Source organism: Halomicrococcus pelagicus, assembly GCF_051917725.1.
GTDB lineage: Archaea > Halobacteriota > Halobacteria > Halobacteriales > Haladaptataceae > Halomicrococcus.
The window spans coordinates 215,189-237,584 of sequence record NZ_JBQBLX010000001.1 but is presented as its reverse complement, the minus strand read 5'-3'; the positions used below and the strand labels follow the sequence as shown (position 1 = coordinate 237,584).

Below are 22,396 nucleotides of genomic sequence, written 5' to 3'. Positions count from 1 at the left end.
CACGAGATGGAGACGTCGGCGAACGCGTAGACGGCGTCGTCGATGAAGAGTCCGATTCCGTCTTTTTCGACGGTCGTGCGGGTCCCGTGTCCGGCGAACGACTGGCGTTCGTTGCTCCGGGCGCTCCTCGGATCTCTTCCGGGGGGACCGGGCATAACGTTCCGGCCTTCGCCGAACCGGGATAAAACATTCGTCCGTCGCACGGTCGCTTCCGTCGTTTTCCGGCGCGGGGCACCGAACTTCCCACTTAAGCCGCATCAACGCGCCGAATAAGCCGGTCCTGGCCGCCGGAAGGCGGTGGATAACAAAGGCCGTCTCGGGCCATTCTACGGCCAACGTGTCGAGAGGAGTTACCGGGTCGAACACCCGTCCGACGGTCGACTCTCTGCGGGTGCTCAACCTCGTGACGAACACCGAGGCTCGCTTCTACAAGGAGCAGTTGCGAGTGCTCCGGGGCCACGGCGTCCGCAGCGAGACGCTGGCACCACCGGGAACGCACACCCACGCCGTGGACGAGTCCGTCACTCGACGCTCGCCCACCGACTACCTGCGATTCTTCCCGACCGTGTTCCGGGCGGCGTTCGACGACTACGACCTGCTACACGCGAACTACGGGCTGACCGCACCGATGGCGCTCGCCCAGCCGAACCTACCGGTCGTGCTCACGCTCTGGGGGTCCGACCTGTTCGGGGAGTACGGATGGCTGAGCCGTCGCTGTGCGCACCGCTGTGACGCCGTGGTCGTCATGTCCGAGGAGATGGCGACCGAGCTCGACGTTCCCTGCCACGTCATCCCCCACGGCGTCGACTGCCAGCGGTTCCGTCCAGGGTCGAAGTCCCAGGCCCGCGACAGGGTGGGCTGGGACCGGTCGACCCGCCACGTCCTCTTCCCGTACCCACCGTCGCGGACGGTCAAGGACTTCCCGCGGGCCGAGCGCGTCGTGGAGGCCGCCAGCCAGCGCGTCGACGCCCCCGTCGAACTCCAGACCGTGTCCGGCGTCACCCACGACGAGATGTCGACCTACTACAACGCGGCCGACGTCCTCCTGTTGCCCTCGAAGAGCGAGGGGTCGCCGAACTCGGTGAAGGAGGCGATGGCCTGCAATCTACCGGTCGTCACCACCGACGTGGGCGACGTGCGCGAACGCCTGGCGGGCGTCGAACCGTCGCACGTCTGCGACTCCGACGAGGAACTCGTCGCCGGCCTGGTCGACGTGCTCGCGGACCCGCGGCGGTCGAACGGGCGTCCCGCCGCCCGCGACGTGAGCCTCGAACGCATGGGCGAACGACTGCGCGACGTGTACGAGAGCGTCCTCGAATGAGAGCCGTCGTCACCATCCAGCATCCGGCCCACGTCCACTTCTACCGACCCATCGTCGCCGAACTGAAGCGGCGCGGCCACGACGTCCACGTGTTCGCCCGCGACAAGGACGTCGCGCTCGACCTGCTGGACCGGTACGGTATCGACCACACCGTCCTCGCCGGGAAAGCCGACTCGCTGGCGGAACTGGCGACGGTCCAGTTGACCTACGAGTACCGGCTGTTCCGCGAGGCGCGGCGCATCGACCCCGACGTGATGACCGCCATCGGCGGCGTCGCCGTCGCGCACGTCGCGCCGCTGGTCGGGTCTCGCAGCGTCGTCTGGATAGACAACGAGGGCGCACAGTCCCACCGCATCACGACGCCGTTCGCGCATCTCGTCTGCACGCCGCGGCGGTTCCGCGAGGACTACGGGGACAAGCACGTCCGCTACGACGGCTACCACGAACTCGCCTACCTCCACCCGGAGCGGTTCGACCCCGACCCGGAGCGACTGCGCGAGCACGGGGTCGAGCCCGACGAGCGCTTCTTCTTCGTCCGGTTCCGGAAGTGGTGTGCGCTCCACGACGTGGGCGAGGCGGGGTTCTCGCCCGCCGCCAAGCGCGACCTGGTCTCCTTCCTCGACGACCACGGCGAGGTGTACGTCTCCAGCGAGTCGGCCCTCCCGCAGGAGTTCGCGGAGTACCGCCTGCCGGTGACGCCGGACCTCGTCCACGACCTGCTGTACTACGCGGACTGCTACGTCGGCGACTCCGCGACGATGGCGACGGAGGCGGCGGTGCTCGGCACCCCAGCGGTCCGCGCGCAGTCGTTCGCAGGCGACGGCGACATGACGAACTTCGTCGAACTGGAGGAGTACGGCCTGCTGCACTCCACGCCGGACGACGAGGAGGCCGTCGCGAGGGCGAAGGCGCTCGTCCGCGAGGCCGACTTCGAGACGTACCAGCGCCGGCGCGAGCGGATGCTCGACGACAAGATAGACGTCGCGCGGTACGCCACCGACCTCCTCGTCAGCACCGGGAAGCGGTTGCCCGGCGGCGTGCCGGCCCGCTCCGCCGCCGACGGCGGTCACGGGTCGTGACGCGACGCCGACTCCGCGCTCGCCGGACGCGGCGGGCGAGGTGGACCGTCTCGGAACGTTTTTGGTCACCTGTTCGATAGGAACGGCCATGGCAGGTCCCGCCGCAGTCACGTTCGACCTCGACCACACCCTCTGCGAACACGACCAGTCGCACGACGAGTTGCTCGCGGAGACCTTCGAGCGAGCGGGCGTCGAGCAGTACTGTACCCCGTCGGACGTCGACGCCGTCGTCGACGACGCGCCGACCGTCGAATCCGACCGCGAGTTCTTCGAGTTCTGCTTCGCCGAGGCCGCCCGACGGGCGGGCGTGGACGCGGACCACGCACCGACGCTGGCCGCGACGTACGACGACCTGCTCGACCACTCGGCGGTCTCGTTCCGGCCGGGCGCGGAGGCGGCGCTGTCCGCCGTCGACGACCGACGCGTCGCCCTGGTCACCAACGGGAGCGAGCAGACCCAGACCGAGAAGCTAGAGGCGCTGGGCCTCACCGACGCCTTCGACGCGACGGTGTTCTGCGACCCTGCAGCGGGAATCCACGCGAAACCCGACCCCGCGCCGTTCGAGTGCGCGCTCGACGCCCTCGGGGTCGAACCGGCGGAGACGCTCCACGTCGGCGACTCGCTGGCCGCCGACGTGGCCGGCGCGAACGCCCTGGGTATCGACTCGGCGTGGGTTCCGCCCTCGCAACCGGTCGAAGGGGCGCTCGACCACGAACCGACGCACCGGCTCTCGTCGCTCGCGGACCTTCCCAGCGTCCTCTAACTCTCTTTCCGCCACGAACTCCAGAGTCGAGGAGTATACAATCTTTTATAATTCCTATCTTATATTTGGTGTGTAATGTCATACTGTACGGAGTGCGGTACGGAGATCGCCGACGGACTGAGCACGTGTACCGACTGTGACGCCGGAGGGATGGCCGCCGAGACCCCGGTTTCCGACGCTCAGGCGACGGACCCCGAACGTCGGATAGGACAGCCGTCGCTGACCCCGCTGTACGCGGGAAGCGCGCTCAGCGTGGCGGGCGCGTTCCTGCCGTGGGCCACGATACTGGGACAGTCGGTCACCGGAATCGACGTAGACGGTTCGATTACGCTCGTCCTCGGCATCGTCGCGGCGGCGGTAGCGTACGCCCGACCCTGGGACCGGAAGAGCAGCATCGGGACGGCCGCTATCGGTGGCGTCATCACCTTCATCGCGCTCGCGGACATGACGAACTTCGCGGGAAGCGGCATCTACGTCACGCTGGTCGGGGGACTCCTCGTCGCGTATCCGGGCACGCGTGAACAACTCGACTGAGCGTCGCGGAACCCGTTCTCGTCGCCGACCCCTCGTCAGCGGGCGGGACGGCCCTCGCTGGCGACGGCGTCACCACCCGAGACGGTCGAGCAGCGCGTCCGCACACCACGCGCCGACGGCGACGACGGTCCAGCAGCAGAAGACGGCGGCGAACAGCGCGGCCCAGTGCGGAACGTCGGGGAGGGGCGTGACCCCGTGCAGGGCGACGACGGACGGAGCCCCGATCACGCCCCGGACCCTCCCGCGCGGTCGCCGCCGCGGTACACCAGGACGCCGGCGACGACGACCAGGACGCTGACGACGAACCAGTGGGGGTCGTAGTAGCTCGACCCGTGCGTGGAGTGGTGGAGGCCGAGCAGCGCGTGATTGACGACCACGTCGAAGAGGTCGAAGCCGCCGATGCCGATTATCGCCGCGCCGGCCAGCGACCGGACCGGCAGCGGTCGGTCGGCGCGACGCTCGGCCCGCCAGAGCAGGCCGGCACCGACGCCCATCACGAGGATGGCTCCCAGCGAGAAGAGGCCGTCCGCGAGCACGTTCGTCCGCAGACCCGGAACCGTCGAGACGGGATACCGGTTCGAGACGAGGTGGTGGAGTCGCAGTATCAGGTGGAGGACGACGACGTCGATGAGTGCGCTGAATCCGAACCCCAGGACCCCTGCCCCGATGACGCCGCGTCGTACGTCGTCGGTCACGTCTCCCCCAACGTAGCCGAGCGCCGTACGTGTTGTTGCCGCGCCCCGGACTCCCGCTACGCCTCGACGGCCAGCCCCGCTTCGCGAAGCGCGTCCGCGGCGGACCGGTCGTCGTGAACGACGCTCGCGACCGCCTGGGCGATGGCTTCGGGGTCGTCGTGCTGGAAGACCGAGCGACCGATGGAGACGCCCGCCGCGCCCGCGTCCATCGCACCCCGGACCGCGTCGAGGGTCGCACGGTCGCCCTCCGGTTCGCCGCCGGCGATGAGGACGGGGAGGCGCGTCGATTCGACGACGTGCTCGAAGCTCTCGCTGTCCTGGCTGTAGGCGGTCTTCACCAGGTCCGCGCCGAGTTCCTCGGCGAGGCGAACCGCGTGGCCGAGGCTCTCGGCGTCGTGTTCGTCGACGCCCGGGCCGCGGGCGTACGACATGGCGAGGACGGGAACCCCGAAGCGGTTCGCCACCTCGCTGACCTCCGCGAGTTCCGTTATCTGGTCGGGTTCGTGGTCGCTACCGACGTTGATGTGGAACGAGACGGCGTCGGCACCGGCGCGGATGGCCTCCTCGACGGTGCCGGTCGCGCGCTTGTCGTTGGTGTCCGGGCCGATGGTCGTCGAGGCGTTCAGGTGGACGACGTAGCCGGCGTCGTTCTTGTTGTCGTGGACGCGGGGCGCGATGCCCTTCTGCGTGAGGACGGCGTCCGCGCCGCCGCGCGTCACGGCGTCGATGGTCCCCTCGATGTCTTTCAGCCCGCGTACTGCTCCGAGTGTGATACCGTGGTCCATCGGTACGACGACGTATCGCCCGTCGCGTCCGATGCGGTCGAGTCGTGCCGCAGTTCCGACGTTCATAGTATGTGAGAGTGTAGCAATCAGTTATGAAGTGCGTTCCGATTCCGGTACTTCTCTCGGGGCGTCCCCTCCTTCGTCCGCTCCGTCGCGCGCCCCGGACTTGAGTTCCGCCGCCTTCGCTTCCAGGCGGTCGGCCACCTCGTCGGTGGACAGGTCGTTGTCGACGCCCTCGGCGATGCGCTCGACGTACGTGCTTCCGACGATGACGCCGTCCGCGCCGCCCGCGACGATTTCGCGGGCGTGGTCGCCCGTCGAGATGCCGAACCCGACCGCCTTCGGCACGTCCGCGTCCGCGAGGCGGTCGAGGCTACCGTGCGTGTCGGCGCTCACGTCCTCGCGCGCGCCGGTCGTGCCGACCCGACCCTGCACGTAGACGAACCCCGAAGTGCGGTCGAGCATCCGTTCGAGGCGCTCCTCGGTCGTCGTCGGCGCGGCGATGAAGACGAGGTCGACGCCGTGTTCGCGGCAGGCCTCGTACATCGGGCCCGACTCGTCGACCGGCAGGTCGGGGACGACGAATCCCGAGACGCCGGCCTCGGCAGCGGCCGCGACGAACGCCTCCGGCCCTGGGCCCGAGGTGCTTCCCGCCTCGCCGGCCCCGTACCGGTGGATGAGGTTGTAGTACGTCATGCAGACTATCGGCGCGTCCACGTCGAGGTCGGCGACGAGGTCGAGGTAGGCGTCCGGCGTCATCCCGGCGTCGAGCGAGCGCTTGATGGCTCGCTGGATGGTCGGGCCTTCCGCGACCGGTTCGCTGAACGGCAGGCCGAGTTCGACGACGTCGGAGCCACCCTCGACGAGCGCCTCGACGTAGGCCTTCGTCGCCTCGGCGCTCGGGTCGCCCGCCACGACGTACGAGACGAGGGCGGGGTCGCCGTCGAACGCGTCCGCGAGATTGCTCCGACTCACTCCTCGAACACCTCCATCGTCGGCGAGTTCTCGATGTCGCGGGCGTCCGACTCCTCGATGACGGTGTCTAAGTCCTTGTCGCCGCGCCCGGAGACGTTCACCACGACCGGACCGTCGCCGTCGTACTCCTCCAGGTAGGCGACGGCGTGGCTCGATTCCAGCGCCGGGATGATGCCCTCCTCGCGGGAGAGTCGGTGGAACGCCTCGAGCGCTGCGTCGTCGTCGACGTTCACGGGCGTCACGCGCCCGGTGTCGACGAGGTGGGCGAGTTCGGGGCCGACGCCGGCGTAGTCCAGCCCCGCGCTGACGGAGTGGGACTCGACTATCTGGCCCTCCTCGGTCTGGAGGAGCTTCGTGCGCGCCCCGTGGAGGACGCCCTCCGTCCCGGTCGAGAGGGAGGCGGAGTTGGGCGCGTAGCCCTCCTCGGCGTCCACGCCGAGGGCGGACCCGCCCGCCTCGACGGCCAGCAGGTCGACGTCCTCGTCTTCGAGAAACTCGGCGAACGCGCCCATCGTGTTCGACCCGCCGCCGGCGCAGGCGACGACGGCCTCCGGGAGGCGACCGAGGCGGTCGAGGCTCTGCTCGCGGGCCTCCTCGCCGACGACCGACTGGAACTCCCGCACCATCGCCGGGAACGGGTGGGGGCCGACGACGCTCCCGATGACGTAGTGGGTGTCCTCCACGTTCGTCGCCCAGTCGCGCATCGTCTCGTTGATGGCCTCCTTCAGCGTCCCCGACCCCACGTCGACGGGGGTGACCTCCGCGTCGTGGATGCGCATGCGGAACACGTTCGGGCGCTGGCGGTTCACGTCGGTGCGGCCCATGTATATCTCGCAGGGCACGTCGAGGTACGCGCAGGCCATCGCGGTCGCGGTGCCGTGCTGGCCGGCGCCGGTCTCGGCGACGATGCGCTCTTTGCCCATGTACTTCGCGAGCAGCACCTGCCCCAGGGCGTTGTTCAGCTTGTGCGCGCCGCCGTGTAGCAGGTCCTCGCGCTTGAGGTACACGTCGAACCCGTAGCGCTCGGAGAGGTTCGCAGCGTGCGAGAGCGGCGTCGGCCGCCCGCCGAACTCCCGGAGGTGGCGGCGGAACTCGTCCATGAAGCCGTCCTCGTTCTCCAGGACGTAGCGCTCGTAGGCGTCGGTCAGCTCCTCGACCGCCGGCATCAGCACCTCCGGAACGTACTGGCCGCCGTAGTCGCCGAACTTGCCCGCGCCGTCCCCGGTCGCGCGCTCGCCGGTCCTCCGTTCTCCGCCCGCTCGTTCGGAGGCGCTTCGCGCCTCGCCGTCCTCGCTCATGCGTCCACCAGCCTCCTGGTGTTGGCGGTCACGTCCCCGTCCATGATGGCGCTCCCGACCAGCAGGGCGTCGGCCCCGGCGTCGCACATCCGGCGGACGTCGGCCGGCGACCCGACGCCGCTCTCCGCGACCAGCGTCACGTCCTCGGGGGCGTGCGGCGCGACCGACTCGAACGTGGCGAGGTCCACGTCGAGTTTCGCGAGGTCGCGGTTGTTCACGCCGATTATCTCGGCACCGGCGTCGACCGCTTCACGTAGTTCTTCGCGCGTGTGGACCTCCACGAGCGCCTGGAAGCCCCGCTCGCGGGCCGCCCGGAGGAGCCCGGGCAGGTCGTCGACGAACCGCGCGACGAGCAACACGAGGTCCGCTTCCACGGCGTCGAGTTGCGCCTCGCGGAGCAGGAAGTCCTTCCGGAGCACGGGGACGTCGACCGCCTCGCGCACTCGTCGGAGGGCATCGGTCGACCCGCCGAAGTGCTCGGGTTCGGTCAGCACCGACAGCGCGGCCGCGCCGCCGTCGACCATCGCCTCCGCGAGTTCGACGGGGTCGTCCGCTCGCTCGCCGTCCGTCGTCGGACTCGTCGGTTTCACCTCTGCGATGACGGGCACCCGACCGTCCGTCGTCGCCGCGGCGAGCGCGTCCGGGAACGAACGCGGGCGTACCGTCACGCGTTCGTCCGGCGTCGCCCGCGTCTCGGCGGCCCGGAGGATGGACCGCACGGCGGGTGCGAGGTCGCTGGTTGACTCCATTATCGTACATTGACGGACTAAGTTGTACATAAGACTTGCGTCCCCCGGGCAGTCGTGGGCCGCGACGACCGGTTCGCTCCGTAGGGGGTACTCACGCTCGGGCGGAGCCGACGGGGCCGACTCGCTTTCCTCGTCCTCGGAGAAACCGGCGCATCGAGACCGTCGACCGCTGCGCTTGGCTGCGCAAACACTACACCTATTTACGCGAGTGCCATGCGTCGATGTGATGGCATTTGAGCCCATAGTACTCAGTCCCGACCCGTATCTGCTCTTTCTCGCAGTGGTCGGTCTCGCAGTACTGGGTATCGTCATAATCCCTCGCCTCGTTGCGAATCAACCGCTCTCGCTTCCCATCTTCTACGTCGGATTCGGCGCGCTGGTGTTCGGCGGCGCGCAGATCCTCCAGATTCCGGACCCGTTGAGCAACGGCGTGCTGGTAGAGAAAGTAACGGAGTTGGGCGTCATTCTCGCGCTCATGAGTGCGGGACTGAAACTCGACCGCAGCCCCAGCGTCCGCGAGTGGAGTTCTACGTGGCGGCTGCTGGGGCTCACGATGCCGCTCTCGATCGCCGCTGCGGCGCTTTTGGGCTGGGGGTAGCTGCGTTCGCGATTCCGACCGCCATGCTCCTGGGGGCCGTCATCGCCCCCACGGATCCAGTGCTCGCCTCGGAGGTGCAGGTCGAGGAGCCGATGGAAGGGACGGAGGAGGAACCGCTCGAAGAGGAGGCCGGGATGCGACAGGAAGTCCAGTTCGCGCTCACCTCGGAGGCCGGCCTCAACGACAGCCTCGCGTTCCCGTTCACGTACCTCGCTATCGTGATGAGCAAGTACGGCGTCCACCCCTCCAACTGGATCGACAAGTGGGTCGGCGAGTACGTGTTCTACAAACTCACCGTCGGGCTGGTCGCGGGTGTCGTTCTCGGATGGGCGCTCGGACGCCTCGTCTTCCGTGTCACGGTGCGCGGGCGCATCGCCGAGTCGGTTCGCGGACTCGAGGCACTGGGGGCGACGCTCTTCATCTACGGGGTGACCGAACTGATAAACGGTTACGGATTCCTCGCCGTTTTCGTCGGCGCGCTGGTGCTCCGCCACTACGAGGGAAGACACGAGTACAACAAGACGCTGCACGACCTCGCCGAGAAGAGCGAACACGTCATGATGGCGTTCTTCATGATCCTTTTCGGCGGCGCACTCGTTACGGGACTCCTCGACCCGCTCACGCCGATGGACGTCGTCGTCGCGCTCGCTATCGTCTTCCTCGTGCGCCCGGTGTCCGGTCTCGTCGGTCTCCTCGGGTTCGAGCGCGACATCCGCGAGCGGACCGTCATGTCCTTCCTCGGCGTCCGCGGACTCGGGTCGTTCTTCTATCTCGCCTACGCGATGAACGAGGCATCGTTCTCGGGCATCGACCGCCTCTGGGCGCTGGTCGGCTGTGTCGTCCTGATATCGGTGCTCGTCCACGGCGTCACCGCGACGCCGGCGGTGGAGTGGATCTCCAGGGACGAAGCGCCTGGCTAACGAGGTCGGTCCACCGTGTCGGCCCAGTCGAAGCTGTGGGGCGACGGCAGGCAAGCGTCGCGCACGGATGGATTACGGAGGTCCCGGGAGCGCTCGACCGCCGTTTGGCAACGGAATCATCAGCAGTTGACGGGCTCCCGCCGAATACAGATGTCGTCTCTACCGCGAGCTACGGTCCGAGAGCGATACGGACGGCGTCGGCGTTCACTCCGCCGTCTCCGTCGGCGTCACCTGCTCCGCCCCGCACTCCGGACATCGGTCGTAATCGGCGTCGAACCGCTCGTTACACGCCTGACACCGGTAGCTCGCGTTCTCCTCGGCTGTCTTCTTCGCGGTCTGCTTGAACTGCTCGACCTGTCGCCCGAGCTTTTCGAAGAGGCCCATCGGTTCCCTAGACGGAGGAGACCGAGAGGGATAAACGTTCCCGGACCACGGCCGACCGTCGCGTCCGCGTCCGAACTGAACCGACGGGATTTAAGCGGCGTGCGAACCCCCTTCCCAGTGCATGAAGCTACACGAGTACCAGGCGAAGGAGGTGTTCTCCGACGCGGGGATTCCGACGCCCGACGCGACGCTCGCAGAGAGCGTCGACGAGGTCGTCAGTGCGGCGGAGGACATCGGCTATCCCGTCGCCGTGAAGGCGCAGGTACACGTCGGCGGACGTGGCAAGGCCGGCGGTATCAAGCTCGCGGAGGACCGCGAGGAGGCCGAGGACGCCGCCGAGTCCATCCTCGGGATGGACCTCAAGGGCTACCACGTCGACCGCGTGCTGGTCGAGGCGGCCGTCGACTTCACCGACGAACTGTACGTCGGCGTGACGATGGACCGCGGCGAGGGGAAACCCGTCGCCATGGTCTCCTCGAAGGGGGGCGTCAACATCGAGGAGGTCGCCGAGGAGGACCCCGACGCCATCGCACGGGAGCACGTCGACCCGGCGTTCGGGATGCATCCCTACCAGGCCCGGAAGGCCGTCTACGACGCCGGCGTCGACCGCGCGGTGGCGAACGACGTCGCCGGCGTCCTGACGACGCTGTACGACCTCTGGGAGAGCAAGGACGCCAGCGACGCCGAGATCAACCCGCTGATGGTCACGGACGACGACAAGGTCGTCGCCGCGGACGCCGTCCTCAACGTCGACGACGACGCGCTGTTCCGCCATCCCGACATCGCCGAGATGGAGGAGGAGGCCGCCGAGGACGACCTCGAAGCCAAGGCCAACGAGTACGGCTTCGACTACGTCCGCCTCGACGGCAACGTCGGTATCATCGGTAACGGCGCCGGCCTGGTGATGACGACGCTGGACCTCGTCGACCACTACGGCGGCGACCCAGCCAACTTCCTCGACATCGGCGGCGGCGCGAAGGCCGAGCGCGTGACGAACGCGCTGGACATGGTCTTCGCCGACGAGAACGTCGACGCCGTCGTGTTCAACATCTTCGGCGGCATCACGCGCGGCGACGAGGTCGCCCGCGGCATCAACGAAGCACTCGAATCAATGGACGAGATTCCCAAGCCCGTGGTCGTCCGCCTCGCGGGCACCAACGCGGAGGAGGGTCGCGAGATACTGAACACCGACCTCGTGCAGGTCGAGGAGACGCTGGAGGACGCCGTCCAGCGCACGGTCGAGAACGCCGAGGAGGTGGAAGCATGAGCGTGCTCGTCGACGACGACACCCGCGTAATCGTGCAGGGTATCACCGGCGGGGAGGGCAAGTTCCACGCCGAGCAGATGATCGAGTACGGCACCAACGTCGTGGCCGGCGCGGTGCCGGGCAAGGGCGGCCAGGAAGTCCACGGCGTGCCCGTCTACGACACCGTCGACCGGGCGGCCCGCGAGGAGGACGCCGACGCCTCCGTCGTCTTCGTCCCGCCCGCGTTCGCCGGCGACGCCTGCTTCGAGGCGCTGGACGCGCCGCTCGACCTCGTCGTCGCCATCACCGAGGGCATCCCGACCCAGGACATGAGCAAGGTGTACAAGCGCCTCTCGGAGGTCGACACCCGCCTCATCGGGCCGAACTGCCCCGGCATCATCACTCCCGGCGAGTCGAAACTCGGCATCCTCCCCGGCAACATCTTCTCGGAGGGGAACGTCGGTCTCGTCTCCCGCTCGGGCACCCTCACCTACCAGGTCGTCGACAACCTGACCGACCGCGGCCTCGGCCAGAGCACCGCCGTCGGCATCGGCGGCGACCCCATCATCGGGACGGACTTCACCGACGCGCTCGAACTGTTCGAGAACGACCCTGACACCCACGCGGTCGTCATGTGCGGCGAAATCGGCGGCGAAGACGAGGAGGAGGCCGCCCGGTACATCGCCGAGAACATGGACACCCCGGTCGCCGGCTTCATCGCCGGCCGCACCGCCCCGCCGGGCAAGCGCATGGGCCACGCGGGCGCCATCGTCTCCGGCAGCGGGACCGGCACCGCCGAGTCCAAGATCAACGCACTGAACGACGCGGGCGTCCCCGTCGGCGACACGCCGAACGAGGTCGCCGACCACGTCGAGGACCTGCTGTAAGGCCCGCGCCGATTCTCCGCGATTCGCTCGATTTTTCGGGTCGCTTCGCCGCCGACGGTCGGAGCCGCGCGTAATCTCCTGCCGCCAGCGCGTCGTGTCGACCGCGTGGGCGCTTTCCCCGCGGACCGGACGTGCCGTCGGGCTACGCCCGCACCTCGGACGCCACCCGCGATATCGTCTCGTACTCCTCGTCGCTGTAGGCGACGACCCGCACGTCCGACAGCGACGACGGCTCGTAGCCCGCTATCGTCTCGCAGATGATGCGCGCGCCCTCCCGGAGGTCGAAGCCAGCGACGCCGCAGCCGAGCGCCGGCAGCACCATCGACTCGGCACCGAGGTCGTCGGCGCGTTCGAGCGCGTTGTGCGTCGCGTCGCGGACGCTCTCGGCGGTCGCCTCGCCGTCGCCGTAGTGGGGCATCGCCGCGGCGTGGACGACGTGGGCGGCGTCCAGGTCGTAGGCGTCGGTCACCGCGACGCCGCCGAGGTCGACGGGACCCTTCGAGGTCGCCTCGTCGTTTATGGGGCCGTTCGCGGCCCGGCGGAGCGCGCCCGCGACGCCGCTGCCCATCCGGAGGCTGGTGCCCGCCGCGTTCACCAGCACGTCCGCGCTCTGTTCCGCGATGTCGCCCTGGACGACTCGGAACTCCATGTGAGCGGGTTTCGGGGTCGTTCGACAAAGTTCTGCGGGACGTTCCGGCGGTCGCCGCGCCCATCGTCCGAGTCCTGCACCCGCCCGCCGACCGACGCGATCCCGCCGGGACCGCACGGCTTACCCGCCTCCGTCGCCAACCCTCGCGCATGTCGCTGTCGGACCTCCCGGAGTCGTGGACCGTCTGGAACGACGAACACGAGGGTCGGTGCGTCCTCGCGTACCGGCCGGACGTGTTCGACGCGCAGGCGTTTCCCGCACCGTGCATGCCGACCATCTCGCTCACGCCGGGGTCGCCGAACCGGCCGCCGGGCGAACGGTCCGGCGAGGCCTGGTACGTCACGTTCTACCTCGAACCGGAGGTCTCACTGCCGGGCACGCGACGGTTCGACTCCCGCGAGGCGGCCGTCGACGGCGCGGTCGACCTGGCCGCCGAGTTCGCGGCGGGCGAAATCGACTACCGCGACGCCTACCAGGTCCCCCGGGAGGAGTATCTCGACCGCCTCGACGAGCTGACGGGCCGCGACGCCGAGCACTGACCGCGTAGCGGAAGCCGGCGAGGGCGGGCGAGCGAGAGCCTTAACCCGCGTGGCCACCTACCGGCGGGCATGTCGACCATCACGCTCGTCGGGACCCGCCTCGCCGAGGCGGGTCGGGAGTTCGTCTACCAGGGCGAGGCGAGCGCCTGCGAGGGCTGTCCCTACCGCGACCAGTGTCTCAATCTCACCGAGGGGGTGAAGTATCGCGTCACGGACGTCCGGGACGGTGCCCAGACGCTCCCCTGCGGCGTCCACGACGACGGCGTCACGGCGGTCGAAGTCGAACCCGCGAGCGTGCGGGCGAACGTCGCCGCCCGGAACGCCTACGCCGGCAGCAAGGCGAAACTCGAAGGGGCCTGCCCGCACACCGGCTGTCCGAGCCACGAGTTCTGCGAGCCGGCGGGCGCGGAGTTCGACGAGGAGTACCGCATCAGCGAGGTCGTCGGCGACCCGCCGCACGACTACTGCATGCTCGACCGCGACCTGACGCTCGTCGAGTTCGCACCGAGCGACGAGTGAGTCGCCACGGGAGTCCGATTCCCGACGCGGGCGTTCGACGCGGGCGACGGCGTCCCGCCGTCCCCGTCCGCACCGCCGGTTCTTTTCCGATCGGTGATAGGCAAAAACACCCGTCTCGTTAGTGACAAAAGTTACAAAGGTACGTACGCATAGGTACGAGTAACGAGGTAGACGCCCACGACGGACTGGTCGCTGAAACGGGCATTCCGGTCGCACGGGTTCGGATGCCGCCCGTCCCCGTCCAGCGTCGTCCCGACGCGTTCCCAGAGTATGACGGAAGCAAACACTGACCCAAAGCCGACATCGATGGAACGACCGCCGGACGAGTACGCCGACCCGCTTTCGGTCGAGGACGCAGCGGACCTGGCCGATCGCGTCATCGACAACATCGAGCAGGTCATCGTCGGCCAGCACGACGTCGCCGAACAGGTGCTGACGACGCTGCTCGCACAGGGCCACCTCCTGCTCGAGGACGTTCCGGGCGTCGGGAAGACGATGCTCGCCCGGACGCTCGCCTGCTCTATCGACTGTTCGTTCAACCGCGTACAGTTCACGCCCGACCTGTTACCCTCCGACGTGACCGGGGTGAACGTCTTCAACCAGAAGACCCGCGAGTTCGAGTTCCAGCCCGGACCCGTGTTCGGGAACGTCGTCCTCGCCGACGAGATAAATCGCGCACCGCCGAAGACCCAGTCGTCCCTGCTGGAGGCGATGGAGGAAGAGCAGGTCACCATCGACGGCCAGACCCACGAGGTGCCGAAACCGTTCACCGTCGTCGCCACGCAGAACGCCGTCGAACAGGACCGCACCTACGAACTGCCCGTCGCCGAAGTCGACCGCTTCATGAAGAAGCTCTCGCTGGGCTACCCCAGTCCCGACGACGAGTCGGAGGTGCTCCGCCGGATGGTCGGCGAGCACCCCATCCAGAGCCTCGACCCGGTCGCGAACGTGCGAGACGTGCGTCGCGCGCAGGCGACCGTCGCGAACGTGACGGTGGAGAAGCCGGTCCGGGACTACGTCACGCGACTGGCGAACTACACCCGCGACCACAGTCGCCTCGGCGTCAGTCCCCGCGGTTCCATCGCCGTTCTCAGGGCGGCCCAGGCCCGGGCGGTGCTTCGCGGCCGCGAGTACGTCGTCCCCGACGACGTGAAGGCGGAAGCCCCCACCGTGCTCTCCCACCGGGTGCGCAGCGAGTCCGGCGCGATGGGCGGCGAGCACGGCCGCACCGTCGTCGAGAACGCCCTGGACGGCGTTCCGGTGGAGTGAGATGCTGACGCGACGCGGATTCGCCCTCCTCGGCGTCGCGGTGCTCTCGGTGGCGATGGCGGTTTCGTTCGGCGCGCGGTCGCTCAACGCCGTCGTCGGACCCGTCGTCGTGGCGCTCGCGGTGGGGTTCGTCCAGGTGAAACGCACTGACCACCCGGACCTGACGACGACGGTCCCGACCCACGGGTTCCGGGGCGAGACGGCGACGGTCGCGCTGGAGTTCTCCGCGGCGAACCCGTTCGCCGCCAGCGTTACGCTGGAGACGGACGACGGCCTCGTCGCCGACGAGACCGTCGAGACGAACGTCGGCGAGACGACGGTCGAGTTCGAGGTCGAACTCGCCGAGCGCGGCGAGCGACGGGTCGGTCCCGTCCGCGTCGTCGCGACGGACGTGTTCGGCCTGTTCCGCCGCGAGTTCACGCACCGGATACGGGAGACGGTGCTCGTGTTCCCGACCGTCCGAGAGGTGTCGACGCCGACGGCCGTCTCCGCGCTCCGCGAGGAGTCGGCGGTCCCCGACGACCGCGAGTTCGACCAGTTGCGCGCGTACCGGCGCGGCGACCCGCTCCGGGACGTCCACTGGAAGTCGAGCGCGAAACGGCCGGACCAGGACCTGCTCGTCCGCGAGTTCCGGTCCGAGGACGACCGCGCCCAGGTCGAGGTGGTCGCGGAGGCCGACGGCGGTCGGGTCGACGACGTCGCCGACGCCGCGGCGAGCGTCGCCGTCGGGTTCGTCGACGCCGGATTCGCGGTCGGCCTGTCGACCCCCGACGGCCGGGTCGACCCCGCGAGCGACGAGTACCAGGACACGCGCCTGCTCACCCTGCTCGCGCACATGGAGACCGGGAGCGTCCCTGCGGAGGCGCGCGACCGGGCGGACGTCGTCGTCCGGGGCCTCGCCGACGGCTCCACCGTCGAGATTCGAGTCGGCGACCGCGTGACGACGTTCGAGGAGTTCGCCGCGGGCGGAGCGTCGCCCGACGAGGCGGAGTCGCGACGGACCGTCCGCCGGGTCGGCGAGCCGGGACCGCAGACCGACCGGGGGACCCACCCCACCGCTCCGGACGGCGGGAACGCGGGCCGGAGCGAGCGAGATCCGCGTCCCGACGAAGAACGGAACGACGGAGGTGGACTCAGATGAGCACGGCGACCGACGGTCACCTCGACGTGGGCGAGACGTCCGTTCCGTTCCACTGGCTGGCGGTCGCGGCGACGGCCGTCCTCATCTGGTCGTACCTGAGCGTGCTCTACCGGGTCACGAACGTCGTCGGGGGCAAGAGCGACCTCGCGCTGCTCGTCGCCGGCGCGCTCGTCGCCGGCGCGGTGCTGGCGCGGAAGCTCCCCGCGTGGACGGCGTTCGTGGTCGGCGGCGGCCTCCTCGTCGCCGGCCTGTTCGGCTACTACACCACGGTCCCGGGCGCGTACCTCGCGTTCTCACGGGTCGGGCGCATCGTCGCCGACAACGTCGCGCTCCTGACGGGACTCTCGGTGCTCCAGATGCGCGGCGTCGGGACGTGGGCGCTCGGCGTCGCGCCCGCGACGGTGTTCGTGCCGTGGTACCTGGTCTTCCGGCGGCAGTACGGGCTCGCTGCGGCGACCGGCGGTCTCGCGCTCGGGTTCTTCGTGCTCACGGGCGACGTCGGCTCGTTCGCCACGCTGGTGGGCGTGCTCGGCGCGCTCGGCGTCGTCGCGTTCGGGACGATGGCGCGCTACGGCGGCACGGTCGCCCAGCTCGACGTGCTCGCAGTCGCGATGGTGCTGATGATTCTGCTGTCGACGACGGTGAGCCTCGTCCCCGGCGGCCGGGCCAGTCCCATCCTCCCCAGCGGTGGGTCGGGCGGCACCGCCACCGGCGGACTCGTCAGCAACGACCGCCGAGTCGCCGTCCAGGGAAGCATCGACCTCTCGCCGAAGGTGCAGTTCGTCGTGAACGCGGACCGCTCCAGCTACTGGCGCGTCGGCGCGTACGACCGGTACACCGGCAGCGACTGGGTCAGGACGGGAGGGAACCGCGACTACCGGCCGCGGTCGTCACCGCCCGGCGAGGACTACCGGATTCGCCAGACGATAACCGTACGGCGGGACGCGATGAAGGCGATGCCCGCCGCCTGGAAGCCGGTGCGCGTCGTCGGCGACGATAAGGGCAACGTCGCTCTCAGCAGCACCGGCGGCCTCGTCCCCCAGCGCTCGCTGGGGAAAAACGAGTCGTACAGCGTCGTCAGCCGCGTGCCGGCGACGACCCCCCGGAAGCTCCGCGACGCGGACACGAACTACCCCGACGGCCTGGAATCGCGGTACACCCAGTTGCCAGCCAGCACGTCCGACCGGGTGAAGCGGAAGGCGGCCGCCGTCACAAGCGAGGCGGAGAACCCGTACGACAAGGCTGTCGCCGTCGAGCAGTGGCTCGAACGCAACAAGGAGTACTCGCTGGAGGTCGACAAGCCGTCCGGGAGCGTCGCCGACGACTTCGTCTTCGAGATGGAGAAGGGCTACTGCGTCTACTACGCCACCTCGATGGTCGTCATGCTCCGCTCGCAGGGCATCCCGGCCCGGTTCGTCACCGGCTACACCTCCGGTCAGCGGGTCAGCGAGGACGAGTGGGTCGTCCGGGGCGTCGACTCGCACGCGTGGGTCGAGGTGTACTTCCCGGACGTCGGCTGGGTGCGCTTCGACCCGACGCCCGGCGAGCCCCGCGTCGACGCCGAGCAACAGCGAATCGAGACCGCGCGCGAAGACGACGTGAGCGGCGTCGACACCTCCGGTAGCGAGAACGGAACCTGGACGCCGGAGCCGACGAGCACCACGCCGTCTTCGTCGACCACGCCGACGCCGGGCGAGAACAGCACCACGAGCGGCAGCGTCGGTGACCCGAGGGTAGACCCGAACCAGCCGAACGACGTCGTCGACCCCGGGACGACGAACACCACGACGGCGACGAGCGTCACGACGACGTCCGACGAGGGCGGCGGAATTCCGGTATCGCCCCCGTCGACGGAGCAGTTGCTCTACGGCGGACTGGCGCTGTTCGGCTTGCTCGTCGCGGCGCGGCGAACCGGAACGTTCGAGCGCGCCTACCGCGCCGCGTGGATGCGCTGGCAACCGCGCAAGGACCCCGAGGCGGACGTCGAACGGGCGTTCGAACGACTGGAACGCTACCTGGCCGGCCAGCACCGCGCCCGGCGACCGGGCGAGACGCCCCGGGAGTACCTCGAAGCGCTCTCGCACGTCGGCGTCGACGACCGCGCCCACCGCGTCGGGACGCTGTACGAGCGGGCGCGCTACGCCGGCGAGGTGAGCCGCGAACAGGCCGACGAGGCGGTGTCGCTGGTGAACGACCTCGTCCGGGGCCGGTCGCGGACGAGCTAGGGCCGCTCGCCGGGAGTCAGTCCCCGAGCGTGCCGACGCGTTCGCCGGTGTACCCGAACACGTCCTCGTATCCGTAGGCCGACATGAGGATGGGGACGAACGGCTCCTCGGCCATGAGTTGCTCGTCGTCAGCGACGGCGAACGGTTCGCCGGCGACCACGTCCTCGAAGTTCTCGACGAGGACCTCGTACTTCGACGCACCGTTCTTCGGCACCGGCCTCCGGAGCCGATACACCTCGACCTCGCCGCGCGCCCCGGCGTCGATGGGGTCGTCGCCCTCGTCCGTCGAGCGGACGCCGGTCGCCGCGAGGAACCCGCGGACGAGGTGGTAGGCGTTCTCGGCCGCCGCGTCCGTGCCCTGCAGTCCGCACTCGACCTCGATGGTGTGTGGCTGGGCGATGAGCCGACCGGTCGCGAACTCGCCCGTCTCGACGACCTCGGTAATCGGCAGGTAGGGGCAGATGGAGCGCGCGACGGCGTCCACCCTGTCGACGAGCGCGAACGGTTCGGCGTACGACTGCGTGGAGTGCAACGAGAGCGTCGTGCAGTCGCGCAACTCCGCGAACAGGTCGTGGGCGATGCGCTGCTCGTAGTTCTCCCCGTGAGGGTCGCCGGGGAACGCCCTGTTCAGGTCCTCGTTGACGTAGCGGACGCCGCGCTCCAGCGCCCGTTCGTTGGCGACGACCAGTTTCACCGGGCGTTCGACGTCGGGGTCCTCTTCGAGGAGACGTTCGACCGCACGCGGGCCGCACGGCTCGTCGCCGTGAATGCCCGCGACGACCGCAACCTCCGGCTGACCGTCACCGAGCTGCTCGACGCGCATTTGTCCAATGGCAAGGAACGGAGCCTCAAAGCGCTTTACACTCCGGGCTGGCGGTCACGCCGTCGGCGCAACGAATATATTTGTCCTCGACGTTAGAACACAATGGAGGGAAAAGAATGAACAAACACTTCGAAGACGCCTGGTACTACATGCGACGCGCCGGGACGCATCTCGGCGCTGGACTCCGCGAGGAACTGACGCCCGTCGAGCGACGAGTGCAGGCGTGGACCGGTCGGGACGTCGAACCGGAACCGAGCCGGAGCGAGCGAGTCAAAGAGAACGTCCGTGAGGTCGAGCAGAAGGCCCAGCGACGCGCGAAAGGCGCGGTCCGCGACGCTCGCGAGCGCATCGAGAGCTAGACGGGATCGAACCCGACGCACTCGCAGTTTTTCAGGTCGACGTCCTGGAGCCGTAGTGCCCCGCCGCGCTTGCGGTCCACGTCGACGCGGCCGCGCAGCGTCGAGTTCCGAATCTCGACGTCGCTCTTGACGAGGAGCGTGGTTCCGCCGTCGCCGTCGCCGCCGTCGTGGGTCGCGGTGACGCCGTCGAGCAGGATGCCGTCCGCGAGCAGGTTCAGACCGTTACGGCTCTCCGAGTGGAACGCCAGTCGGCAGTCCCGGACGACGGTCGACGAGCGCCACACCTCGCCGGCGTAGGCGTGTTTGGAACCGTCACCGCGGTCGCCGAGGTGGACGTCTTCGAGCAGGACGGCCCCGTCCCCGTCGTTTATCTTGAGGACTCGCGCGGAGGAGTCGCAGTCGATGTCGAGACCCTCTACCCGGGCCTCCGCACAGGAGACGCGCAGGCCGTCGTTGTCGCAGTCCGGCAGTCGGAGTTCGCCGCCCTCGACGCGGACGTCCCCCTCCTGGAGCCAGAGGCCACAGCCGGTGTACCCCGCCTCGCTGGCGTCGTCGTGGACCACCGAGACATCGCGGGCGACGTCGCCGTCGCCCAGCCTGAGGTCGGCGTTGCCGTTGTTCTTCCAGCGGCCGCCCTCGACGACGCACGGTCCCTCGCCGCCCGCGAGGTAGCCGCCGTTGTTCACCCAGCCCTCGACGTGGCAGTCGCGGAAGACGAGGCGGCCGCGGTGGTCGTCCGTGACGCTGATGCCGATCGGGTGGCTCGTCTGGGACTCGACCGGCGACTCGTCGGGATGGGCGTCCGGCCGGAACGCACAGCCGTCGGGCAGGGACACGTTCACGACGCCCTCGCCGTCGGGGTGCGTGACCGCGGCGTAGATAGCGCCGAGGGCCTTCTTGCCCGCCGACGCGCACTCGCCGCGCACGGTCACGTCCTCGATGCGGAGGTCGCGGGCGGCGCGTGCCGAGACGGCCTGCGCGCCCACGCCGTCCGCCGTCAGATCGAAGGTGAGGTTCCGGACGTGGACGCGGTCGGCGGACTCCTCGGGCGTCGCGCCCCACCCGCCGCCGAGGTCGAGGCCGTACTGCTGGTCGGGGTCCGTGACGACCAGCGTGGCGTGGGGGTCGCCCACGACCGCGACGGACTCGACGTCGTTCAGGTCGACGCGACCGTCGAGGTGGTAGCGTCCCTCGGGGAGGACGAACTTCGTCCGCGCGCTCGCGTTGGCGAGGAGGAACTCGTCCAGCGGGCGTTCGCCGTCCGCGACGGCGGGAGCCTGTTCCGCGACGTTCACCACGGTCGGTTCGGTCACGCTCGGGGGGACGGACCCGGCCGGCTTGGGCGTGGTGGCTGGCGGTTTTCGAAAGCAAGCCTTAAGTCCGGCTAGGGGGTAGCCTGACACGCCCGGGTCGGTAGTCTAGTCCGGTTATGACAGCTCCTTCACACGGAGCAGGTCGGCGGTTCGAATCCGCCCCGACCCACTCGCTTCACGTCAGTTTTCTAAGGACCCAACGGCGTAGACCTTTGTATAAAGGTTATCCCGCTGGCCCATGGGCATTTCAGTAGGACACCGGTCGTTCGTGTCCAAACCTCAATCACGTCTTGCGGTTCGTGTTCAAGGAGGATGTGTTACTAGAAAAAGTTTTTGTCAATACCATGGGCGTGGGCCTCTCAAACGGGCATTAGCAAACGAAGGGTTTACTGGCAATCTATGTGAGAACGACAAACAAGTTGCATCTATTGTCTCTACCAAAACTAGTCAAAGTAGAAATCGACCCCAATGTTCCAAATGCTTTATATAAATTGATGACTCTCGGTACTCATATGGGAATTGATGAATTGTTCACCGCTTTTGTAACTGCGTTAGTAGGCGCAGTCATTCTCCTTGCTGTAAATGGTAGTGATCCATCGTGGCTTATCAATTTGCTTCCCAAGCTGGTCATGATTGCTTTCGTTATATCGATTATTGTTGGTATAGTAGGATTGTTCGAATAGATGTCGAGAGAGAAAGTTCTACTTGATGACCTCTTTGACGCTTTTTTACAGAAAGATAAGCTAAAGAAATCTTTGAGACAATTAACCTCCTCCAGTTGGAGAGGGCTCTTCAACCGACTGTACTATGTAGGAATGTTTTTCCTCTCTGTGAGCGGTTTCGGTTTGGGAGCTTTTTATATTCTTATAAGTACAATGAGTGGAGTAACAGATATTGGGAATATTGCGGAAATCTTCGTTCTAAACGCTCTTACTCCCCTAGTAGCTCTTTTACTAATATTCTCCTTCTTTGTACCTAAGATAATTGAGGGTATAAATGAAGGAGAAGTGAGATTCATTAGGGACGCCAATGACTTTTCCGTCCCCACACCCATCATATTAGAAAAGTGGAATGAAGACCATATCAGTAGTTTTCTAAATTATCTTGTGGGATTCGCATTTTTCACTATTGGAATAGCTTATCGAGAGCTAATATATGAGATCTCATTGAGCACGATCTCTTCTACGAGCCCTTTCTTCCAATTATCGTTAGGAGTATTTATGTTGCTTCTTGATTTTGGTTACTTTGGGATGCTCCTTATCAGCTTTGCTCATATTTATGAAGGATACTATACTGTTCAACACGATTAGTAGCAAGAGATGGAT

General features: G+C 67.8%; 24 protein-coding genes, 1 tRNA gene and 1 pseudogene. 16 read left to right on the top strand and 10 right to left on the bottom strand.

Features of this window, described 5'->3' with window-relative positions; translation table 11 throughout:
* Positions 1-385 precede the first annotated feature (385 nt).
* The 4 genes from ACTF4R_RS01290 (at position 386) to ACTF4R_RS01275 (ending at position 3,697) form a co-directional block, all read left to right on the top strand.
* Entirely contained in the window at positions 386-1,321 is a 936-nt protein-coding gene (locus ACTF4R_RS01290; RefSeq protein WP_440006658.1) for a glycosyltransferase family 4 protein, read from the top strand.
* Positions 1,318-2,400 carry a DUF354 domain-containing protein gene (locus ACTF4R_RS01285; RefSeq protein ID WP_440005630.1) on the top strand — a complete coding sequence of 361 codons (1,083 nt, stop codon included), beginning with the start codon at positions 1,318-1,320 and terminating at the stop codon, positions 2,398-2,400. The genes ACTF4R_RS01290 and ACTF4R_RS01285 overlap by 4 nt, the downstream gene beginning before the upstream one ends.
* Before the next feature lie 88 nt (positions 2,401-2,488).
* On the top strand, positions 2,489-3,163 hold the full coding sequence (locus tag ACTF4R_RS01280) for an HAD family hydrolase (RefSeq protein WP_440005628.1): 675 nt from the start codon (positions 2,489-2,491) through the stop codon (positions 3,161-3,163).
* 75 nt (positions 3,164-3,238) lie between these two features.
* Positions 3,239-3,697, top strand: a complete 459-nt coding sequence (locus tag ACTF4R_RS01275) for a hypothetical protein (protein WP_440005627.1) — start codon at positions 3,239-3,241, stop codon at positions 3,695-3,697.
* Between the two features lie 69 nt (positions 3,698-3,766).
* On the opposite strand, the gene ACTF4R_RS01270 is transcribed toward ACTF4R_RS01275, so the two are convergent.
* The 6 genes from ACTF4R_RS01270 to trpC all read right to left on the bottom strand — a co-directional run bounded on the left by ACTF4R_RS01270 (position 3,767) and on the right by trpC (position 8,199).
* Positions 3,767-3,925, bottom strand: a complete 159-nt coding sequence (locus tag ACTF4R_RS01270) for a hypothetical protein (RefSeq protein WP_440005626.1) — start codon at positions 3,923-3,925, stop codon at positions 3,767-3,769.
* Positions 3,922-4,392, bottom strand: a complete 471-nt coding sequence (locus ACTF4R_RS01265) for a DUF2243 domain-containing protein (RefSeq protein WP_440005624.1) — start codon at positions 4,390-4,392, stop codon at positions 3,922-3,924. The genes ACTF4R_RS01270 and ACTF4R_RS01265 overlap by 4 nt, the downstream gene beginning before the upstream one ends.
* A gap of 56 nt (positions 4,393-4,448) precedes the next feature.
* Positions 4,449-5,243: a 2-amino-3,7-dideoxy-D-threo-hept-6-ulosonate synthase gene (locus ACTF4R_RS01260; RefSeq protein WP_440005622.1), complete on the bottom strand. Its 795-nt coding sequence runs from the start codon at positions 5,241-5,243 to the stop codon at positions 4,449-4,451.
* A gap of 24 nt (positions 5,244-5,267) precedes the next feature.
* Positions 5,268-6,152, bottom strand: coding sequence for a tryptophan synthase subunit alpha (gene trpA, locus ACTF4R_RS01255; RefSeq protein ID WP_440005620.1), 885 nt, complete (start codon positions 6,150-6,152; stop codon positions 5,268-5,270).
* A complete protein-coding gene (trpB, locus tag ACTF4R_RS01250; protein ID WP_440006657.1) occupies positions 6,149-7,318 on the bottom strand; it encodes a tryptophan synthase subunit beta in 1,170 nt (389 codons plus the stop codon). The genes trpA and trpB overlap by 4 nt, the downstream gene beginning before the upstream one ends.
* Positions 7,319-7,446: 128 nt before the next feature.
* Positions 7,447-8,199 carry an indole-3-glycerol phosphate synthase gene (trpC, locus tag ACTF4R_RS01245; protein ID WP_440005618.1) on the bottom strand — a complete coding sequence of 251 codons (753 nt, stop codon included), beginning with the start codon at positions 8,197-8,199 and terminating at the stop codon, positions 7,447-7,449.
* A 226-nt stretch (positions 8,200-8,425) separates the two neighbouring features.
* Between trpC and ACTF4R_RS01240 the strand changes: the two are divergent.
* Positions 8,426-9,717 (top strand): annotated as a pseudogene (locus ACTF4R_RS01240) (cation:proton antiporter).
* Between the two features lie 204 nt (positions 9,718-9,921).
* Here the strand turns inward: ACTF4R_RS01240 and ACTF4R_RS01235 are convergent.
* Positions 9,922-10,101, bottom strand: a complete 180-nt coding sequence (locus tag ACTF4R_RS01235; protein ID WP_440005616.1) for a hypothetical protein — start codon at positions 10,099-10,101, stop codon at positions 9,922-9,924.
* A 121-nt stretch (positions 10,102-10,222) separates the two neighbouring features.
* On the opposite strand from ACTF4R_RS01235, the gene sucC reads away from it, so the two are divergent.
* Positions 10,223-11,368, top strand: a complete 1,146-nt coding sequence (gene sucC / locus ACTF4R_RS01230; protein WP_440005614.1) for an ADP-forming succinate--CoA ligase subunit beta — start codon at positions 10,223-10,225, stop codon at positions 11,366-11,368.
* Positions 11,365-12,234 carry a succinate--CoA ligase subunit alpha gene (gene sucD / locus ACTF4R_RS01225; protein WP_440005612.1) on the top strand — a complete coding sequence of 290 codons (870 nt, stop codon included), beginning with the start codon at positions 11,365-11,367 and terminating at the stop codon, positions 12,232-12,234. The genes sucC and sucD overlap by 4 nt, the downstream gene beginning before the upstream one ends.
* 142 nt (positions 12,235-12,376) lie before the next feature.
* Here sucD and ACTF4R_RS01220 read toward each other — a convergent pair whose 3' ends face one another.
* Complete coding sequence (locus tag ACTF4R_RS01220) at positions 12,377-12,883, bottom strand: macro domain-containing protein (protein WP_440005610.1); 507 nt, start codon at positions 12,881-12,883, stop codon at positions 12,377-12,379.
* A 149-nt stretch (positions 12,884-13,032) separates the two neighbouring features.
* On the opposite strand from ACTF4R_RS01220, the gene ACTF4R_RS01215 reads away from it, so the two are divergent.
* The 5 genes from ACTF4R_RS01215 to ACTF4R_RS01195 all read left to right on the top strand — a co-directional run bounded on the left by ACTF4R_RS01215 (position 13,033) and on the right by ACTF4R_RS01195 (position 18,576).
* The gene (locus ACTF4R_RS01215; protein WP_440005608.1) at positions 13,033-13,422 is read left to right on the top strand and encodes a DUF5820 family protein; all 390 of its coding nucleotides are present in this window, start codon (positions 13,033-13,035) and stop codon (positions 13,420-13,422) included.
* A gap of 69 nt (positions 13,423-13,491) precedes the next feature.
* Positions 13,492-13,941 carry a UPF0179 family protein gene (locus ACTF4R_RS01210; RefSeq protein WP_433623700.1) on the top strand — a complete coding sequence of 150 codons (450 nt, stop codon included), beginning with the start codon at positions 13,492-13,494 and terminating at the stop codon, positions 13,939-13,941.
* A 270-nt stretch (positions 13,942-14,211) separates the two neighbouring features.
* On the top strand, positions 14,212-15,210 hold the full coding sequence (locus ACTF4R_RS01205) for an AAA family ATPase (RefSeq protein ID WP_440005606.1): 999 nt from the start codon (positions 14,212-14,214) through the stop codon (positions 15,208-15,210).
* A gap of 1 nt (position 15,211) precedes the next feature.
* Positions 15,212-16,351, top strand: coding sequence for a DUF58 domain-containing protein (locus ACTF4R_RS01200; RefSeq protein ID WP_440005604.1), 1,140 nt, complete (start codon positions 15,212-15,214; stop codon positions 16,349-16,351).
* On the top strand, positions 16,348-18,576 hold the full coding sequence (locus ACTF4R_RS01195; RefSeq protein ID WP_440005602.1) for a transglutaminase TgpA family protein: 2,229 nt from the start codon (positions 16,348-16,350) through the stop codon (positions 18,574-18,576). The genes ACTF4R_RS01200 and ACTF4R_RS01195 overlap by 4 nt, the downstream gene beginning before the upstream one ends.
* Positions 18,577-18,592: 16 nt before the next feature.
* Here ACTF4R_RS01195 and ACTF4R_RS01190 read toward each other — a convergent pair whose 3' ends face one another.
* Positions 18,593-19,399, bottom strand: coding sequence for a M14 family metallopeptidase (locus tag ACTF4R_RS01190; protein ID WP_440005600.1), 807 nt, complete (start codon positions 19,397-19,399; stop codon positions 18,593-18,595).
* Positions 19,400-19,515: 116 nt separating this feature from the next.
* Between ACTF4R_RS01190 and ACTF4R_RS01185 the strand changes: the two genes are divergently transcribed.
* Positions 19,516-19,758, top strand: a complete 243-nt coding sequence (locus ACTF4R_RS01185; RefSeq protein WP_440005598.1) for a DUF7553 family protein — start codon at positions 19,516-19,518, stop codon at positions 19,756-19,758.
* Here the strand turns inward: ACTF4R_RS01185 and ACTF4R_RS01180 are convergent.
* The gene (locus ACTF4R_RS01180; RefSeq protein WP_440005596.1) at positions 19,755-21,071 is read right to left on the bottom strand and encodes a hypothetical protein; all 1,317 of its coding nucleotides are present in this window, start codon (positions 21,069-21,071) and stop codon (positions 19,755-19,757) included. The genes ACTF4R_RS01185 and ACTF4R_RS01180 overlap by 4 nt on opposite strands.
* A gap of 94 nt (positions 21,072-21,165) precedes the next feature.
* Between ACTF4R_RS01180 and ACTF4R_RS01175 the strand changes: the two genes are divergently transcribed.
* From ACTF4R_RS01175 to ACTF4R_RS01165, 3 genes are all read left to right on the top strand, one after another.
* Positions 21,166-21,240 (top strand) — tRNA-Val (locus ACTF4R_RS01175).
* 343 nt (positions 21,241-21,583) lie between these two features.
* Complete coding sequence (locus ACTF4R_RS01170; RefSeq protein ID WP_440005595.1) at positions 21,584-21,754, top strand: hypothetical protein; 171 nt, start codon at positions 21,584-21,586, stop codon at positions 21,752-21,754.
* Entirely contained in the window at positions 21,755-22,381 is a 627-nt protein-coding gene (locus ACTF4R_RS01165; RefSeq protein ID WP_440005593.1) for a hypothetical protein, read from the top strand.
* Positions 22,382-22,396 lie beyond the last annotated feature (15 nt).